The sequence below is a fragment of the uncultured Aquimonas sp. genome (genome assembly GCF_937888285.1).
Classification (GTDB): Bacteria; Pseudomonadota; Gammaproteobacteria; order Xanthomonadales; family Xanthomonadaceae; genus Aquimonas.
The window spans coordinates 1-19,297 of record NZ_CALART010000034.1 but is presented as its reverse complement, the minus strand read 5'-3'; the positions used below and the strand labels follow the sequence as shown (position 1 = coordinate 19,297).

Genomic DNA, 19,297 nt, shown 5'->3' with positions numbered 1-19,297 from the left:
AGAGCAAGAGCTTTCGGTCCGTCCTTCGGCCGGCCCGAGTCACTTTTCTTTGAGTGGCCAAAGAAAAGTAACCAAAAGAAAGGCCACCCCTCGTCCGCGCCCTTCGCGCCTCCGTGCGCGAAGGGTTCGCGTGAGTCCGTGGGTGTTCGTGGACAGGCCGTCCCTGGCCTGTCACGAACATCGGCCGCATCCCTGCGGCCGCCCCTGCGGGCTGATCCACGAACTCCCGCCGCTCCCCAGGGGCCCCGTGGAAGAGCGCGGGCTCCTGCCCGCAGGAGCCACGGCAACAGCAAAGAGCGAAGAGCGAAGAGCGAAGAGCGACAACCTGAGAGCTTCTCAGCCCCGCGCGGCGGGCCAGGTGTTCTCGAAGAAACACGGGGTCGTCATCCCCGCGCATGCGGGGATCCAGGACTCGTGCGACTGCGGCAAGCGACACTGGGCCCCCACCTACGTGGGGGCGACGATCAATGGGGTCGCAAGCGATCTGTTTCTTGAGAGCTTCCCGGCGCGGCGCCGTGCCACAGGTCTTCTCGAAGACACCCGGATTCGTCTTCCTCGCGAAGAGCCTGTCCTCGCGAAAGCGGGGACTGGGGCCCCGCATTCATGGGGGGCGACGATTCATGGGGTCGCGAGCGTTCTGTTCTCTGGGAGCGGCACAGCGCGATCTGGATGCACGGTGAACCACATGCCTGGCCGCACGCCTTGTGCAGACGGCCACGCCGTCGCCTCCGCAAAGAGCCTGTTCTCGCGCTGGCGGGCACGCGGGCCCAAGGGCGGTGTTCGGGGAGCGAGGCTTCTGCGCTCGTCCGGGCGCTACGTTCCACCGGTCTTTGGCGCGCCTGGCGGCCTTGACCCGCTGCCGCCGCTTCTCAGCCGGATCAGCAAGGCGCTGACGCTGCTCAATCCTCGTTGAACTCGCGCCCCTCGGCCTCGGCCTGGAGGCGCGCGCGCTGGATCTTGCCGGTGTTGGTCTTGGGCAGGCTGTCGCGGAACTCGACCTCGCGCGGCACCATGAAGTCCTCGAGCTGGCTGCGGCAGTGGGCGATGATCGCGCGGGCGTCGAGCGTGACACCCTCGGCCAGCACCACCACGGCGCGGATGGCGCGGCCCAGTACCTCGTCGGGCACGCCGACCACGGCGGCTTCGCGGATGCCGGGCAGGGCGTACAGCGCGGCCTCGACTTCCTTTGGCGCGACCTTCTCGCCGCGCGACTTGATGATGTCGTCCTTGCGGCCGACGAAGTAGACGAAGCCTTCGTCGTCCATGCGGAACAGGTCGCCGGTGTGCAGCACCTTCTCCCAGGGATAGCGGCCGGGCTTCAGCGTCTTCGCGGTCGCCTCCTCATTGCGCCAGTAGCCCTGCATCACATGCCCGCCGCGCACCACGAGTTCACCCACGGTGTTCGGCGGCAGCGGCCGACCTTCATCGTCGGCGACCCAGATCTCGGTGCCGGGAATGGCGATGCCGACGCTGTCCGGGCGCCGCGCAAGCTCCGCCGGCGGCAGCCAGGTGCAGCGCTTCGACTCGGTCATGCCGTACATCGAGAACACGCGCGCGTTCGGGAAGATCTCCTGCAGCTTCAGGATGTGCGCCGGCGGCAGCGCCGCTGCGGTATTGGTCAGGAATCGAACGGGCGCCACCCACTCGGGCTTCAGGCTCTTCATCTGCACCAGCATGGCGGCGATCGTCGGCACCAGCGGGAAGCCGGTGACGCGCTCGCGCTCCAGCAGCGGCAGCACCTTCTGCGGGAACGCGAAGCTGCGCTCCAGCACCAGGGTGTAGCCCTTCAGCACCGCCATCAGCAGCTGGTAGAGGCCGTAGTCGAAAGCCAGCGGCAGCACGCTCAGCACGACCTCGTCCTCGCTGGCTTCGAGATAGGTGGTGATCGAGCTGGCGGCGTGCAGGATGTTCTTGTGCGTCATCATGACGCCCTTGGGGTTGCCGGTGGACCCCGAGGTGTAGACCAGCATGGCCAGGTCGATATCGATGCCGCGCGGGGCCGCCGGCAGCCGTGCATCGGTGGCGTCGAGGAACTGCGCCCAGCCCAGGCCCAGCGCGCCGAGATCCGATTCCGGCGTCGCATCCATCACCACGATGCGGCGCAGGCTGGGCGTCTGTGCGGCGGCTTCCAGCGCGGCCGGCAGCAGGCTCAGCTGGGTGATCAGCACGCTGGCCTCGCAGTTGCCCAGCACGAAGGCCAGCTTGTGCGCCTTGGTGGTCGGGTTGATCACGCTGAACACGCCGCCGGCGCGCAGGGTGGCGAAGATCGACACGCAGGTTTCGATGCGGTTCTCGGCGAACACCACGCAGCGCTCGCCGTTCGCCAGCTGCGCCGCGTGCACCAGTGCCGCGGCGCAGCGCTCGACGGCGGCGTCGAAGCCGGCGTAGTCGAGACGCTCCTCGCCACAGACCAGGGCGGTGTGCAGCGGACGGCGCGCGGCGGCTTCGCGCAGGAAGGCTTCGAAACGCTTCATGGCGATCAGGCTCCGGTCTTGCGGCCGATGTAGCGGACCAGGGCGCCGACGCCGTCGATGTTCTCCGGCAGCACTTCATCGTCGTCGACGGTGAAGCCGTAGGTCTCCTCCAGCCAGGTCACGAGCGTCAGCACGCCCATCGAATCGATGATGCCGGCCTCGAACAGGCTGGTCTCGGCGTCGAGCGGCGCGTCGCCCGCGGTGGGGAAGGCATCGGCCAGGAAGGCGCGGACCTGGGTTTCGATCGGGCTCATGCAGGTGTTCCGGGTGTGCGGGCGGATGCGCCCGTGCGTGGAGGAAGGAGGCCACGGACCCGCGGCGTGGCGGGCACGCGCGCGCTCCGGGCTCAAGGGCGGCCGGCAGGCCATGCCGGGGCGCGGAATGCTAGCACTCAGGCGGCGTCGGGCCGTGCCCGGGCGTCCGCCTGCGCCGAATCGGACATCGCTTCGACCGCAGGCGCCGAGGCGGCCTCGTCCGGCCGCGGCAGCACTCCGACCCGGCGCGCCGGGCTGCCGGCAACGATGGTGTAGGGCGCCACGTGGGTGCTGACGATGCTGCGCGCGGTGACGATGCTGCCTTCGCCGATCTCGACGCCGGGCAGGATCATCGCGTCGGCGCCGATCCAGACGTTGTCCTGCACGACGATCGCGCGCACGTCCTCGTCGCTGGGCGGCGCGCCGGCGAGGCGTGCGGCAGGGTCGCTGGCGTGGCCGGCGGAATCGCGGAAGCTCACTCCGCTGGCGACCTGCACATGCCGACCCAGCCGGATCTCGCGGCCGACCACGAAGGCCACTTCATGGCCGATATCGCAGTGGTCGCCGATATGCAGCTTCGGCCGCGCCACGAAGCTGGCGGCGAATTTGAGGCTCAGCTTGCCGTTGAAGTGCACGTGGTCGCCCAGCACCAGCTCGCCGCGGCCCATCACCCAGGGTACGTAGATGCCGGCGGTGACGCCGCGTCCGAAGCGGGTGCAGTAGGCCTTCAGCAGGGGCTCGGCGATCAGCTTGCCGCGGACGAAGAAGACCACGCTGCGCAGGCCGAGGAACAGCCACAGCATCGGCAGCACCAGCAGCTTCGGCGCCGGCAGGGTGAAGTGGTGCAGGCGCCGCTTGCCAGAGCGCAGCGCGCGCGCCAGCGGGTGGTCGGCGCGTGCGGCCCAGTGGCGCAGGGAAGACAGGCTCATCGGTAGGGAATCCTCAGCGTCCGAACAGGCGCCGCAGCCAGCCGCGCGTGGGTGCGGCCCCGGCAGGGGTGGAGTGGGTGGGCTCGCCGATGGGCGCAGCGCGGGCCAGCTCTTCGGCGAGGCCGCGCAGGCTGGCCTGGCCGACGCGCAGCAGATTGGGGCGTTGGCCGCACAGCGCTTCCAGGCGGTTGATCATCGACAGCGCCAGCAGCGAATGGCCGCCGAGGTCGAAGAAGTTGGCGTCCGCGGTGACTTCGGTTTCGGGCAGCAGCTCCGACCACAGCGCGACCAGCACCGCCTCGTAGTCGGCCGCGGTGCGTGGCGCCGTCGCGATCGGCGTTGCCGGGGCCGGAGCGCTCGCGGTAGGCGCGGATGCGACCACGGCCGCCGCCGGGGTATCGATGGCAGCCCCCGTATGCGCGCGGAAGTCGGCAGCAAAGCTCAGCGTCGCGAGAGGCGTGGGCGAATCCGCCAGCAGCGCCTGCATCATGGCCACCAGGCCGTCCAGAAAGGCCTGCAGGGTCTCGCGCCGGTACAGCGCGCTGTTGCCGCTCAGCAGCACGTGCAGGCCGTGGTTGGTTTCGACCAGGAACAGAGCCAGATCTTCGGTGACGCCTGGCGTGCGGGTCTCGAAGCGGCTGTGCTGCAGGGCGCCCCAGCGCTCGGGCCGCGCGCGTACGTCCTGGAACGAGAACGAGGCCTGGTAGAGCCGTCCCGCGCCCATGCCTGCGCCCTGCAGCAGCGGCATCAGGTCTTCGAGCTGCACGTCGGCATGGGCGAAGGCTTCGATCACCCGCGGCTTCAGCGCGGCCACCAGAGCGCGCAGGGTGCCGCCGCCATCGACATCGACAGGCAGGGCCAGCAGGTTCACGAAGTAGCCGGCCAGCGCCTCCAGCTCCGGGTGGTTGCGGCCGCGCACCGGCGTGCCGATCAGCAGCTCGGACAGACCCGAGGCGCGCTGCAGGGCGGCCGCAAACGCGGCCAGCAGCAGCATATAGGGCGTCGCATCCCAGCTGCGCGCGCGCTGCTGCAGGGCCTCCATGTAGGACTTCGGCAGCTCGTGCATCAGGCTCAGGCCCGCCCCGCTCATGCCGCTGCTGCGCGCATGCTCGGTCGGCAGCGGCAGGTAGCGACGTCCCTGCAGGCGCTCGCGCCAGTACGCAAGCTGGCGGGCATAGGCCGGGCTGCGCAGCCAGTCGCGCTGCCAGTTCGCGTAGTCCACATAGCTCACCGGCAGGGCGGGCAGGGGCTGCGCAGGCTCGGCGCAGGCCGCCGCCATGGCCTGGTAGAACACGTCGAAGCTCCAGCCGTCCCAGATCGCGTGGTGGGTCATCAGGAACAGCACGTGGTCCTCCGCGTCGAGCTGGAACAGCGCCAGCCGCCACAGCGGCGCGCGGTCGGTGGCGATCGGCGTGTCGATCAGCGCATCGATGCGCTGGATCAGCACGGCCTCGCGCTGCTCGGGCGGCAGCGCGCGCAGGTCGATGGTGTCGGGCAGGAACACCGGCACCTCGGCGAGCACCTCCTGCTGCAGCCCCTCCGGCCCACGCGCCAGCCGCGTGCGCAGCACCGGCTGCTGGGCGACAAAGGCGCGCAGCGCGGCCTCAAGGCGCGCGCGATCCAGCGGCCCGCGCAGCCGATGCGCCGAGGGCATGTTGTAGGTGTTGCGCGAAGGGTCGAGCTCGCAGAGCTGGAACACCCGCGCCTGCATCGTCGACTGCGGACCGTGCTGCTGGTCCGGCGCGCGGGCGATCGGCGCCAGCTCCTCGCGCTCGACCCTGCCGCTGCGCTGGGCATCGACCAGCGCAGCCAGCTTCTCGGCCGAGCCCTGCTCGAAGATGTCGCGCATTTTCAGCGCCGCACCGGTGGCCTTGTTCAGCCGGGTCACCAGCTGGATGGCGAGCAGCGAATGGCCGCCCAGCGCGAAGAAGCTCTGCTCCATACACACCTCCGGCAGGCCCAGCAGCTCGGCCATGGCGGCCGCGACGCTGGCCTCAAGCGCGCTGGCCGGGGCGCGTCCTGCGGCCACCTGCTGCGGCGGCGCCGGCAGGGCCTTGCGGTCGGTCTTGCCGTTCGGCAGCAGGGGCAGGGCGTCGAGCGCCAGCACATGCTGGGGCACCATGTACTCGGCCAGCTGCCAGGCGCAGCGCTGCCGCAGCGCGGCTTCGTCGAGCGAGTGCCCCGCGCCCAGCACCACATACGCGACCAGGCGTTGATCACCGGGGCGGTCCTCGCGCACCAGCACGGCGGCCTGCTCGATCTCCGGCTGCTCCAGCAGCACCGACTCGATCTCGCCGAGCTCGATGCGGTAGCCGCGCAGCTTGATCTGCGCGTCCATGCGGCCGAGGTGGCGCAGTCGGGCGGGCGCTTCCAGCACCGCCAGATCACCGGTGCGGTACAGCGGGCCCTCGATGCCGGGCAGCTGCACGAAGCGCTCGGCGCTGAGCTCCGGCCGGTTGAGATAGCCCGCCGCCACGCCGAGCCCGGCAATGCACAGCTCGCCCTCGGCGCCGGTCGGCACCGGACGCTGCTCGGGGTCCAGCAGATACAGCTGGGTGCCGGCGATCGGCGCACCGATCAGGATGCCGCGCTCCGGGGCCTCGACGCGCCAGCAGCTGGACCAGACCGTGGTCTCGGTCGGCCCGTACATGTTCCACAACGCCTTGACCACCGGAAGCAGGCGGGTGGCCAGCGCCCCCGGCAGGCCTTCGCCGCCGAGCAGCACGCAGCGACCGGCGAGATCCGACAGCTCGCCATCGGACAGCCACATCTGCAGCACCGAGGGCGTGGTCTGCAGATGCGTGCAGCGCTCGTCGCGCAGCAGCGGCCACAGCAGGGGCGGGTTCTTGGCCTCGTCCTCGCTGGCGATCACGCAGGTCGCACCGACGGTCAGGGGCAGCAGCAGTTCCAGCACCGAGATGTCGAACGAAGGCGTGGTCACCGCCAGCAGGCGATCGCCGGCGGCGAGGCCAGGCTCGACCTGCATCGCGGCCAGGAAACTCGCCACGTTGCGCTGGCGCACCGCCACGCCCTTGGGCTTGCCGGTCGAGCCCGAGGTGTAGAGCACATAGGCCAGGGCCTCGGGATCCACCGGCCAGAGCGCGGCATCGAACTGCGCGGCCGACGCGATCGCCGGCAGGGCCAGGCAGCGTCGACCTTCGGCCAGCTCGGCCGGCACCGAGGCCGGATCGTCGCAGAGCAGAACATCAAGCTCGGCGTCGTCCGCCATGTGCAGCAGGCGGCCGCGCGGAAAGGCCGGGTCCAGCGGCACGTAGGCGGCGCCGGCGGCGAACACCCCGAGCATCGCCGCAGGCAGGTCGGGGCCGCGGCGCAAGTACAGGCCCACCCGCTGGCCCGGCTGCACGCCGGCGGCTGTCAGCACGGCGGCGATACCGGCCACGCGTGCGCCGAGTTCGGCATAGCTGAGGCTCCGCCCACCGAAGCGCAGGGCCTCGGCCTGTGGATGCGCGCGCAGCGCCTCGGTGAACATCGGCAGCACGTGGCCGGGCGGCGCCACGGCGCAGGGCGTTGCCGCGATCGGGGCGGGCGCGGGCGTGGGCACCGCCTGCAGCGCGGGCGTCACGTCGATGGCCGGGCGCGACGCGGGGGGCGCGAGTCCCGCCAGCTCGTGCAGCGCGGTCTCGAGCGCTTGCGCGACTGCCGTGATGCGCGCGGCGCTGAAGAACTCGACGCTGTGGTGCAGGTCGAGCGCGATCCGTTCGCCCTCGTCGTAGAAGTTGAAGATCAGCTCGCCCAGCAGGCCCGGCTTGCGGCCCTCGCGCATCTGCGCCGACAGCGGCGCGAAGCCGGAGAGGTCAATGCGCGGGTTGAGGTTGAAGAACACGCCCGACAGCGGCGGCCGGTTGCCGCGCGAGGCCAGGCCGAGTGCACGCGCGAGGGCCCCCTGGGTGACCAGCGGCTGCTCCAGCGCGTCCATCAGCACGGCGCGTGCCAGCGGCAGGGCGGCGCGCGCGCTCGACGCCGGCGGCAGCTGCACTCGGATCGGCAGGTCGAGAACGCCGTCGGCCAGCAGGGCTGGATGCCGGCCCAGGGCCTGGCTGGCATAGGGCAGGCTCAGAACGAAATCGTCGCGCTGCGACAGGCGCTGCACGGCGACGGCGGTGGCGGCCAGCAACAGCTGGAACAGGGTGCAGCGCTCGCGCTTCGCCACCGCTTTCAGGCCTGCGACCAGGGCGCCCTCGAAACCGAGCGCGCGCGTATCGGCGGCAAAGCTGCGGCGGGCGCCGGGCTCGCGGTCGCCCAGCACCAGCGGCGCAGGCGGATCGCGCAGGCTGTCCATCCAGGCGCGCAGCGCCGCCTGGCCCTCGGGGCCCGCCATGCGCTCGGACTCGGCCTTCGCAAAGGCGAACGGTGACTCGGCAGGCGCCAGTGCCGGCGCGCGGCCCTCGATGCGCGCCCGGTACAGCTCGGCCAGTTCGGCGAGGAACACGCTGGCAGCCCAGCCGTCGAACACCAGATGGCTGGCGATCAGATGCAGCACCGCACGCGTCTCGCCCAGCCAGAACAGGTCCAGCGCCAGCATCGGTGCGCGCCCCAGCGCGAAGCGCTGCGCGGCCGCGGCCTCCAGCGCGGCCGCAAGCGCGCGCTCCTGCGCCTCGAGCGTGCCTTCCAGCGTGTGGATGCGGCAGCGCGGCTGGATCGAGGCATCCAGCGCCTGGCGCGGTTCGTCTTCGGCCAGCCGCAGGCGGAACGCGGCATGGCGCTCGCAGAGCGCGTGCAGGGCGGCTTCCAGCGCCGCGCGGTCGAGCCCGCCGCGCAGCTCCAAGCTGAAAGTTTCGTCCAGCGCGCGCAGGGCGTTCTCGTCGAAGCTCGCGGCCAGCCAGCGCTCGGCCTGGCCGGGGCTCAGCGGGCCTTCCAGCGGCGCGCTCGCGTTGGTGTTCGTCTCGCCCGGCTCGACGCGCGCGCGCTCCGGCGGCGGTGCGCCGTCGCGACGGCTGATGAAACCCAGCGCCATCAGCTCATCCAGCGCACCGACGAAGACCTCGACGATGCGGTCCAGCTCGGCTGCGCCCATGGCCGCCGTGACGAAGTGGCCGAACTGCTCGTACAGGTGCAGGCCGTGGAAGCGCGCCAGGTAGTAGAACAGGCTGACGTATTTCTGGTCCTCGTCCCACTGCAGGCGCCACAGCGAGGCGCAGTGCACGGCCTTCACCGGCGCGCTGCGGGCGACGAACGCGGTGTTGAGCCGGTCGACCAGGCCCTGGGTGCGCGCGTTCAATTCGTCATAGAACGCCTGGCCGCCACGCTTCAGTTCCAGCAGCGTGGCCCGGGCCGCGGCCAGCGCCAGCGGGTGGCGGACGAAGGTGCCGGCGAAGTAGGTGACGCCGGCCTCGGGATAGCTGTCGTCGCCGTAGGCCCAGTGGCCGCCGTCGAGCGCGTCCAGCCAGTGCGCGCTGCCGGCGATCGCGGCAAAGGGCAGGCCGCCGCCGATGATCTTGCCGTAGGTGCAGAGATCCGCGCGCACGCCGTAGAACTGCTGGGCGCCGCCCGGCGCCAGACGGAAGCCCGTGACCACCTCATCGAAGATCAGCGCCGCGCCGCAGCCGTCGCAGATCTCGCGCAGGGCCTGCACGAAGGCGCGCGGCTGCAGGGTCGGGTATTTGTTCTGGATCGGCTCGATCATCACCGCCGCCAGCGCGTGGCCGCGTTCGCGCAGGATCGTCAGCGCCTCGTCGGAGGCGTAGTCCAGCACCAGCACGTTCTCGACCGCGTTGGCGAGGATGCCGGGGGCGGCCGACAGCGAGCGCAGCTGGCGGGTGCCGCGCACGATCACCTCGTCGAAGATGCCGTGGTAGCTGTTGGTGAAGATGGCGATGGTCTTGCGTCCGGTCACCGTGCGGGCGATGCGCATGGCGCCCATCACCGCTTCCGAGCCGGTGTTGCAGAAGCCGACGCGGGCGTGGCCGGTGAATTCGCTGATCAGGTCGGCCACCTCGGCCGCCAGCGGATGCTGCGGTCCGACTTCCAGCCCGCGTTCGAGCTGGGCGTGCATCGCCGCCACCAGGGCCTTGGGCTGGTAGCCGAGCAGGTTGGCGCCGAAGCAGCTGAGCAGATCGATGTAGTCGTTGCCGTCGAGGTCCCGGATCCGGGCGCCCTCCGAACGGTCGGCCACGATCGGATAGACCAGATCCTTCCACAGCGGGTTGAAGCCGGTGACGACCCGCGGATCGGCCATGCGCGCGCGGTGCTGCTGGCTGAAGGCGCGGGACTTGCCGCTGCGTTCGAGATAGCGGCGGGTGAAGTCATCGAGCCAGGCGCGCTGCGCGGCGCTCATCTGCTGCAGCGGCTTGACCGTGATCCGCGCCGAGGCGCCGAAGGGCTTGGCGATGAGGTCGGCCTTGTCCTCACCCTCCGGGCTGGGCGCGTTGGTGGTCGCCGTGGACACGCTGGGCCGCGCGGCAGTCGCCAGTGCGGATGGCGCGGTCGCGGTGGACGTCGCCGTGTTCTGGGCCACGCCAGTCTGCGCCGCCGCGCTCGGCGCAGGTGCGGCAGAAGGCAACGGCAGCGCGGCACTGCCCAGCAGGGCCAGCTGCTGCTGCATCAGCGCCATCTGCTGCTGGATCAGGCCGAGTACGCCCGCATCGGCGGGCAGGGCGGGCAGGGCGACGGGCTGCGGGCTCGCGCCGGCCGCCGCGCTTGTTGCAGTCACGCTCGCCTGCACAACGGCGGCAGCCGGCAGGGTGTTCGCAGCGACCGGAGCCGGTGCCGGCGCAAAGCGTTCCGGCGGCAGCTCGGCGTGCAGGAACTCGACCAGGCGCTCGACGCTGTCGAGGTCTTCCATCAGCCGGCGGAAGCGCAGCTTGATCCCGAACACGCGCTCCAGCTCCAGCGTGGCCTGGGTCAGGCTCAGCGAGTCCAGGCCCTGTTCGACCAGGCTTTCCGATGGCGACAGATCCTCGGGCGCGAGCCCGGCCACATCGGCCAGCAGGCAGCGCAGTTCGATGGCGAGGGTGGGGCGACGGTCGGCCATGGGCAGGTCCTCGGCCGCGCGAGTCGGCGCGGCCAGCGGTTCAGCGGCTGAATCAATGGTCGTCGCGGCGCTGTCGGGCTGGCGCGCGCGGAACCAGAAGCGGGTGTCGGCGAAGCGATAGGTCGGCAGCGGCGCGCGCCGGGCATCGCGCGGCAGCGGCCAGTCCAGCGGCAGGCCGGCGCACCACAGGCGACCGATGGCTTCGACCGCGTGCAGGGCCGCATCGGCCGCGGCAGTCGGCGGCGGCAGCAGGGGCTGCACGCGCGGCGCGCGGCCCTGGGCATCGCGGTGCTGGCGGGCCAGCGCGGTCAGGGCCTGGCCGGGCCCGAGTTCGACCAGCACGGTGCCGGGTTCGGCCAGCTCGCGCGTCAGCGCATCGGAAAAGCGCACCGGCGCGCGCACCTGGCGCGCCCAGTAGGCGGGGTCACTCGCCTCGTCAGCACGCAGCGGCGCGCCGCTGACGCAGGAGTAGACCGGCAGCTGCGGCGGGTTCAGCGGGATCTCCGACAGCGCCTGCTGCACCGCCGGCAGCGCGCCGTCCATGGCCGCGCTGTGGAAGGCGTGCGAGACCATTAGTCGCGTCGCCTGCAGTCCGGCTTCGCCCAGCGCGCCTTCGAGCGCATCGATGGCGGCGGCAGGGCCGGCGAGCACGCAGAGCTGCGGCGCGTTGTAGCCGACGATCTCGATGCCGTCGTGGAGATGCGCAGCCAGCGCATCGGCGCCAGCGCGCACCGCCAGCATGCCGCCGCGCGGCTGCGTCCACATCGCCGCTGCACGCGCGCAGACCGCACGCGCGCCGTCTTCGATCGACAGCACGCCGGCGACGGCGGCAGCTGCGTACTCGCCCAGGCTGTGGCCGATCAGCGCGGTGGGCTGAAGGCCCAGGCTGGCCAGCCACTGCGCCAGTGCGACCTCCATGCAGTACAGGGCCGGCTGGGCGTAGCGGGTTTCGGCCAGCAGGGCGCTGGCGCGGCTGTCGCCGGCTCCGAGCAGCAGGGCGCGCAGATCGATGTCGAGCAGCGGCTGGGCGGCGGCCAGCGCGGCATCAAGCGCTTCGGCAAAGGCCGGCACTTCCGCATGCAGGGCGGCGGCCATGCCCGGATGCTGCGAGCCCTGGCCGGGAAACAGGAAGACCAGACGCGGCGCCGGCTCGGCGCTCTCCGGCTTGGCTTCGCGGCGCAGGGCAGCGACGAGTTCGGCGCGATCGCGGGCGGCGACCGCACGTCGCAGCGGCAGCGCGCTGCGGCCGCGCACCAGGGTGGCCAGCACAGCGTCCAGCGGCAGGGCCTCGCGCTCCAGCGCATCGGCCAGATCGGTCGCACGCGCAGCCAGCGCCTCGGCGCTGCGTGCGGACAGCGGGAACAGGCGCAGGCTGCGCGCTTCGTCCTCTGCGCGGAGCGGCGCGAGCGAAGGCGCTTCGCTGAGAACCACATGCGCATTGGTGCCGCCGACGCCGAAGCTGCTGACCGCCGCTGCCCGCGGCAACGCGCCGCGCGGCCAGGGCTGGGCTTCAGCGCTGACCCGGAAGGGCGTGGCGGCGAAATCGATCTGCGGGTTCGGCGCGCGGTAGTGCAGGGTGCCGGGGATGCGCTCGCGCGCAAGACAGAGCGCGGCCTTGATCAGCCCGAGCACGCCGGCGGCGGCGATGGTGTGGCCGAGGTTGGACTTCAGCGAGCCCAGCACCACCGAAGTCGCCGGAACGGCGTCTTCGGCATAGGCGCGGCGCAGGGCTTCGACTTCGATCGGATCGCCGAGCGCGGTGCCGGTGCCGTGCGCCTCCACATAGCCGATCGCGCTGGCCGGCAGCCCTGCGTCGTCCAGCGCCATCCGGATGCACTCGGCCTGGCCCTGCACGCTGGGTGCGGTGAAGCTGGCCTTGCCGGCGCCGTCGTTGTTCAGGCCGACGCCGCGGATCAGCGCGTGCACGGTGTCGCCGTCTTCCAGCGCGCGTTCAAGCAGCTTCAGCACCACCAGCGCGCCGGCGCTGCTGAACACGGTGCCCGAGGCTTCCGCGTCGAAGGGTCGACAGCGGCCATCCGCGGATTCCATGCCGCCCTCGACGTGCAGGTAGCCGGACCGCTGCGGCACCAGCACCGAGGCGCCGCCAGCGATGGCGACTTCGCAGCGGCCTGCACGCAGGGCCTGCACGGCTTCGGCGACGGCGACGAGGCCGGTCGAGCAGGCCGTGTGCACGCTGAGCGCCGGCCCGTGCAGGTCGAGCCGATGGGCGATGCGCGTCGCCGCGTAGTCCTTCTCGCTGGCCAGCATCAGGGCGAACTCGCCGCTGGCGGCCACGCGCTCGGGCTCGGCGGCGCGCAGGGCCGGCGCATAGCTGTTGTTGCCGGTGCCGGCATAGACGCCGACGCGCTCGCCACGCGCCGCCAGCGCCTGCGGATCGAGGGCGGCGTCTTCCAGTGCGGTCCAGGCCAGCTCCAGCAGCAGGCGCTGCTGCGGGTCGAGCAGGGTGGCCTCGCTCTTCGACAGGCCGAAGAAGGCCGCATCGAAACGATCGGCATCCTCGAGCACGCCGCGCGCGGCGACGAAGTTGGGCCGCTCGATCAGCGCGCGCGGCAGCGCGGGGTCGAGTTCGTCGCGACTGAAGCGACGCAGGCCTTCGACGCCCTCCAGCAGGTTCTGCCAGAAGGCTTCGACATCGCCGCTGCCCGGTGCACGCAGGGCCCAGCCGATGATGGCGATTGGTGCCTGCGCGTCGGCCGGGTTGCGCCGCGCCGCCGTCGCGGTTTCGGGGCCGTGCTCCAGCGCCTCGACCTGAGCGGCCACGCTGGGACGGTCGTAGACCAGTGCGACGCTCAGGCCTTCGATGCCCTGCGCGCGCGCCTGCGCGACCACTCGCAGCACGCTCAGCGAGCGCGCGCCGGCGGCGAACACCGAGTCGTGTTCGGAGAGATCGCCGCGGCCCAGTGCCTCGCGCCACAGCGCCAAGAGGCGCGCGCGCGGCGGCAGCGTGCGGTCGACGCTCGTATCGATCTGCGGCGCCGGCAGGCCGCGGCGGTCGATCTTGCCGCTGGGCGTGGTCGGCAAGCGCGGCAGCAGCACATAGCGCAGCGGCTGCATATAGGCCGGCAGGCGCTCGTGCAGATGCGCGCGCAGGGCTTCGATCAATGCGCTGTCGTCGCCGGCCTGGCGCGCCACCACCCAGGCGACCAGCTGCCGGCCGAGCCCAGGCAGCTCGCTGGCGCCGACCGCGGCATCGCGCAGCGCGCCCTCGCCGAGCAGGGCCAGTTCGATCTCGCCGGGCTCGACGCGGTAGCCGTCGATCTTGAGCTGCGCATCGGCGCGGCCGAGGTAGTGCAGCACGCCGTCGGCATCCAGGCGCACGCGGTCGCCGGTGCGGTACTGCGTGCCGTTCGGTGTTTCCGTGAAGCGCTCGGCGCTCAGCTCGGCGCGGCCGAGATAGCCGCAGGCCAGCGTCTCGCCGCCGAGCAGCAGCTCGCCTTCATCCGCGGCTGCCGCGTCTTCAAGCGGCCCCAGCGCGATCCGCACATGCGGCAGGGCGCGGCCGATCGGCGGGATCGCAGGCCACGCCGCCGGATCGCCTTCCAGCTCGAAGGCGGTGACCACGTGCGATTCGGTCGGCCCGTAGTGGTTGTGCAGGGCGCTGCCGGGCAGGCGCGCGAACAGCCGGCGGATGCTGTCGGTCACCTGCAGCTGCTCGCCGGCGCTGACCACATCGCGCAGCGGCGGCGGCGCGGCCTCGACGCAGGCCTCGGCCAGCATCTGCAGGGCGACATAGGGCAGGAACAGACGCTGCACGCCCTCGCGCAGCAGCGCCGCGCGCAGGGCCTCGGGGTCGCGTCGTTCGGCCTCGGACAGCAGGACCAGGCTGCCGCCCGTGGCGATCGTCGACAGGATCTCCTGGAAATGCACATCGAAGGACAGCGGCGCGAACAGGGCGGTGACCGCCGGCTGGCCGAGGCGCGGGTGCGCGGCGTGCCAGTCGATGAGATGCGCGAGCGGCTGCGGGCCCATGGCCACGCCCTTGGGTCGGCCGGTCGAGCCGGAGGTGAACAGCACGTAGGTGAGTTCGCCTTCGCCGGCATGCGGCCGGGTGTGCGCCTGCATCGCGTCGAGGCGCTGCAGCGGGCCCAGCCGCGCTTCCAGCGACAGCAGATCGGATTCGCGGCCCAGCACCGCGCGCGGTGCCGCGTCCTCCAGCATCGCGGCCAGCCGCGCATCGGGATAGCCGGGGTCGAGCGGCACATAGCAGAGGCCGAGCTCGATCGCCGCCAGCAGGTCGATCAGGGTGTCGGCGCGGCGCTCTGCAGCCAGCGCGATGCGTTCGCCGCGTGTGAGCCCGGCCGCGCGCAGGGCTTCAGCACGCAGTAGCACCGCTCGCCACAGCTGCGCGTAGTCGAGCCGCGCGTCCGCGCTGACCAGAGCCGGCGCGGCGGGCCAGCGCTGGGCTGCGCTCGGCAGCCAGTGCCGCAAGGGTGTGGGCTCGGACGTGGCGATGGCCATGGGCAGGTCCCCCGACGCTGCGTGTTCAGACTCCGTAGAAACCGCGATACCAGTCGACGAAGCGCTGGATGCCCACCTCGACCGGGGTCGCCGGGCTGTAGCCGGTGTCGCGCATCAGCGCATCGACATCGGCCTCGGTGTCGGGTACGTCGCCGGGCTGCAGCGGCAGCAGGCGCTTCTCGGCCGTGCGGCCGAGCGCCTGCTCGATCAGCTCGATGTAGCGCGACAGCTGCACCGGCCGGTGGTTGCCGATGTTGTAGACGCGATAGGGCGCGCTGGAGCTGGCTGGCGAGGGCAGCAGCGGATCGAAGGCCGGGTCCGGCCCGGGCACGCGGTCGAGCGTGCGGATCACGCCCTCGACGATGTCGTCGATGTAGGTGAAGTCGCGGGTGTGCTGGCCGAAGTTGAAGACGTCGATCGGCTCGCCGGCGAGGATCTTGCGGGTGAACAGGAACAGGGCCATGTCCGGCCGGCCCCAGGGCCCGTAGACGGTGAAGAAGCGCAGGCCGGTGGTCGGCAGGCCGAACAGGTGGCTGTAGGTGTGGGCCATCAGCTCGTTCGACTTCTTGGTCGCCGCATACAGGCTGACCGGGTGGTCGACGCTGTCCTCGACCGCGAAGGGCAGCTTGCGGTTGGCGCCGTAGACCGAGCTGGAGCTGGCATAGACCAGATGCTCGATACCGCCGTGGCGGCAGCATTCGAGGATGTTGAGGAAGCCGACGATGTTGGCGTCGATGTAGGCCCGCGGATTTTCCAGCGAATAGCGCACGCCGGCCTGGGCCGCCAGGTTGACCACGCGGTCGGGGCGGAACTCGGCGAACGCCTGCTCCATCGCCGCGCGGTCTTCGAGTGATGCCTTCAGGAAAGCGAAGCCGGCGCGCGGCGAGAGCCGCTCAAGCCGGGCCTCTTTCAGGCGCACGTCGTAGTAGTCATTGAGGTTGTCATAGCCCAGCACCTCGTCGCCGCGGTCGAGCAGGCGATGGCTGAGGGTGGAACCAATGAAGCCGGCGGCGCCGGTGACCAGAACGCGCATGAAGCAGGGCTCGCAGAAGTGGGATGTGGTTCACGACTTTCCGCGACGCAGGATAGCAGCGGCCGGGGTGAAAGTGTGTTTCAGATCACAGTAAAGGCTGGGATTCGGGATTGGGGATTCGGGATTCGACCGAAGGTTGGACTTTTGGCGAGGTCTTGAAGCTGTGCCTTGGATTTCCGCAGTGACGGTCTGCTGAGCCACTCCGAGTGGGCAGGGATCGCTCCAGCGGATGTCGAAGCCGGCGCGCCAGCGTTCGCGAGCGCTTTGCGCCCTTCGGACGAATCCCGAATCCCGAATCCCCAATCCCGGCCTCAAAGCCTCTCATCGACCGCCTCGCGCGGCAGCAGGCTCTTCACATCGAACAGCACCGAGCCGGGCTTGCCGTAGGCGCGGATGCCGGCGGCGCCCAGGGCGGCGAACTCGCGGTGGCCGACGGCGAGCACGATGGCGTCGTACAGCGCCGGTGCCGGGGTGTCGATCAGATCGAGGCCGTACTCGTGGCGGGCTTCGGCGCCGTCGACCCAGGGGTCGTGCACGTCGACCTTGAGGCCGTAGTCGGCCAGCGCGTCGATCACGTCGATGACCCGGGTGTTGCGCAGGTCAGGGCAGTTCTCCTTGAAGGCCAGTCCCAGCACCAGCACGCGCGCATCGACCAGCGGCAGGCGCCGGCGCGCCATCAGCCGCACCACCCGCTGCGCCACGTAGGCGCCCATGCCGTCGTTGATGCGGCGGCCGGCCAGGATCACATCCGGGTGATGGCCGATTTCCTGCGCCTTGTGGGTGAGGTAGTAGGGATCGACGCCGATGCAGTGGCCGCCGACCAGACCCGGCCGGAAGGGCAGGAAGTTCCACTTGGTGCCGGCCGCGGCCAGCACGTCCTGGGTGTCGATGCCGAGCCGGTGGAAGATCTGCGCCAGCTCGTTGATCAGCGCGATGTTGAGGTCGCGCTGGGTGTTCTCGATGACCTTGGCGGCCTCGGCGACACGGATGCTGCTGGCCTTGTGGGTGCCCGCGCGGATGATCCGCCGGTACAGCGCGTCGACGAACTCGGCGACTTCGGGCGTCGAGCCCGAGGTCACCTTAACGATGTCAGGGAGGCGATGCGCGCGGTCGCCCGGGTTGATGCGCTCGGGGCTGTAGCCACAGAAGAAGTCGAGGTTGTACGTGAGGCCCGACAGGCGCTCCATCACCGGCACGCAGACTTCTTCGGTGGCGCCCGGATAGACGGTCGATTCGAAGATCACCACGTCGCCGGGTTTCAACGCACGGCCGACGGTTTCGCTGGCGCCGACCAGCGGGCGGAAGTCCGGGCGCTTGGCCTCGTCGATCGGGGTCGGCACGGTCACCACGAACACGTTGCAGGCGCCCAGGGCGGCCGGATCGGTGGTGAAACCCAGCGCTTCGGCCGCCGCCAGCTCCTCGCCCGACACCTCCAGGGTGTGGTCGCGCCCGGCCTTCAGCTCATCCACGCGGCTGGGATTGATGTCGAAACCGAGGGTGTCGATCTGGCGGCCGAACTCCACGGCCAGCGGCAGGCCGACATAGCCGAGGCCGATCACCGCCAAACGCAGGGAAGCCTCATCGGCCGATCGCGCAAACGTCATGGTCTTGCCATCCAATGTGATGTGGCTCACAGTTTACCAGTCTTCACGCCCGACCGAGCAGACCGCTCCCGCCCCGACCATGCGCTCGATCACCGATGCCTTCCACCCCGCCCGTCGCTGGGTCCTGCTGCTCGCCCTGGCCGAATTCACCGTGCTGGTGCTGGTGTTCTATGCCGCCGCCGGCCTGCGCTTCCTCGGCGATACCGAGCTGCTGTCGCGCGCTTTCGGCGAGATCCTGCCGAGGGCCCTGCTGTTCGCCAGCGTACATGTGCTGGCGATGACCGCGCTCGGCATGTACATCTCGCAGAGCCGCGAAGGCCTGAGCGGGCACATCGTGCGGGCGGCGGTCGCCTTCCTGGCCGGCGGCCTGTTCCTGATCGCCCTGCAGTACGCGCTGCCGGTCAGTCCGATCGGCCGCGGCGTGATGTTCATCGCCATGCTGCTGGGCCTGGCCTCGATCATGCTCACCCGCTATTTCGCCCTGAAGTCGGTGGGCGTCGAAGCGCTGCGGCGGCGGGTGCTGGTGCTCGGCGTGGGCGAGAAGGCCGCGCTGATCGCCACCCGCCTGCGCCGCCTGTCCGACCAGCGCACTTTCCAGGTCGTCGGCTACCTGCCGATGCCGGGCGACGCCGACGCGATTCCGCAGGAGCTCCGGCTGGACCCCGCGCCCGGCCTGCTGGCCCTGGTGCGCGAGCACGACATCGACGAGATCGTGATCGCGGTGGACGAACGCCGCGGCATCCTGCCCATGGATGCGCTGATCCAGGCTCGCCTGCGCGGCCTGGTCGTCACCGAGGTCGGCACCTTCTTCGAGCACGAGAGCGGCAAGATCAAGATGAACGTGCTCAACCCGTCCTGGCTGGTGTTCTCGCGCGGCTTCGACGCCGGCGCCCTGCGGGTGGCCAGCAAGCGCGCTTTCGACGTCGCCGCCTCGACCCTGCTGCTGCTGCTGGCCTCGCCGCTGATGCTCGTGACCGCGCTCCTGATCTGGGCCGAGAGCGGCTTCCGCGGCTCGATCATCTACCGCCAGGAGCGGGTCGGCCAGGGCGGCCAGGTGTTCCGCGTGCTCAAGTTCCGCAGCATGCGCGAGGACGCCGAGAAGGACGGCGTCGCGCGCTGGGCGCAGACCGACGACGACCGCATCACCCGCGTCGGCCGGGTGATCCGCAAGCTGCGCATCGACGAGCTGCCGCAGGTCATCAACGTGCTGCGCGGCGAAATGAGCTTCGTCGGCCCGCGGCCCGAGCGTCCGACCTTCGTCGAACAGCTGGCCGCGGAAATTCCCTACTACGCGCTGCGCCACACGGTGAAGCCCGGCATCACCGGCTGGGCCCAGCTGCGCTATGCCTATGGCGCCTCGGTCAAGGACGCCGAGGAAAAGCTGAAGTACGACCTGTACTACGTGAAGAACCACAGCCTGATGTTCGATCTGCTGGTGCTGCTGCAGACCTTCGAAGTGGTGCTGTTCGGCAAGGGCGCGCGCTGAGAGGGTGTTGACAAATTAGGTGGTCAGGCGTCGAAGCAGCATCCGCG

At 71.0% G+C, this 19,297-nt stretch carries 7 protein-coding genes; 1 reads left to right on the top strand and 6 read right to left on the bottom strand.

All coding sequences use genetic code 11. From position 1 onward, the window contains the following. Positions 1–899: 899 nt before the first annotated feature. From Q0654_RS09135 to Q0654_RS09110, 6 genes are all read right to left on the bottom strand, one after another. The gene (locus Q0654_RS09135) at positions 900–2,474 is read right to left on the bottom strand and encodes an AMP-binding protein (protein WP_298852983.1); all 1,575 of its coding nucleotides are present in this window, start codon (positions 2,472–2,474) and stop codon (positions 900–902) included. A 5-nt stretch (positions 2,475–2,479) separates the two neighbouring features. Beyond that, positions 2,480–2,728 carry an acyl carrier protein gene (locus Q0654_RS09130; protein WP_298852982.1) on the bottom strand — a complete coding sequence of 83 codons (249 nt, stop codon included), beginning with the start codon at positions 2,726–2,728 and terminating at the stop codon, positions 2,480–2,482. Between the two features lie 137 nt (positions 2,729–2,865). Continuing rightward, complete coding sequence (locus Q0654_RS09125; protein ID WP_298852981.1) at positions 2,866–3,657, bottom strand: acyltransferase; 792 nt, start codon at positions 3,655–3,657, stop codon at positions 2,866–2,868. Positions 3,658–3,670: 13 nt separating this feature from the next. After that, positions 3,671–15,127: a non-ribosomal peptide synthetase/type I polyketide synthase gene (locus tag Q0654_RS09120; RefSeq protein WP_298852980.1), complete on the bottom strand. Its 11,457-nt coding sequence runs from the start codon at positions 15,125–15,127 to the stop codon at positions 3,671–3,673. 25 nt (positions 15,128–15,152) lie between these two features. After that, positions 15,153–16,160: an NAD-dependent epimerase gene (locus Q0654_RS09115; RefSeq protein WP_298852979.1), complete on the bottom strand. Its 1,008-nt coding sequence runs from the start codon at positions 16,158–16,160 to the stop codon at positions 15,153–15,155. Positions 16,161–16,471: 311 nt separating this feature from the next. Continuing rightward, on the bottom strand, positions 16,472–17,764 hold the full coding sequence (locus tag Q0654_RS09110; protein WP_298852977.1) for a nucleotide sugar dehydrogenase: 1,293 nt from the start codon (positions 17,762–17,764) through the stop codon (positions 16,472–16,474). 79 nt (positions 17,765–17,843) lie between these two features. On the opposite strand from Q0654_RS09110, the gene Q0654_RS09105 reads away from it, so the two are divergent. Then, positions 17,844–19,250, top strand: coding sequence for a TIGR03013 family XrtA/PEP-CTERM system glycosyltransferase (locus tag Q0654_RS09105; RefSeq protein WP_298852975.1), 1,407 nt, complete (start codon positions 17,844–17,846; stop codon positions 19,248–19,250). Positions 19,251–19,297 lie beyond the last annotated feature (47 nt).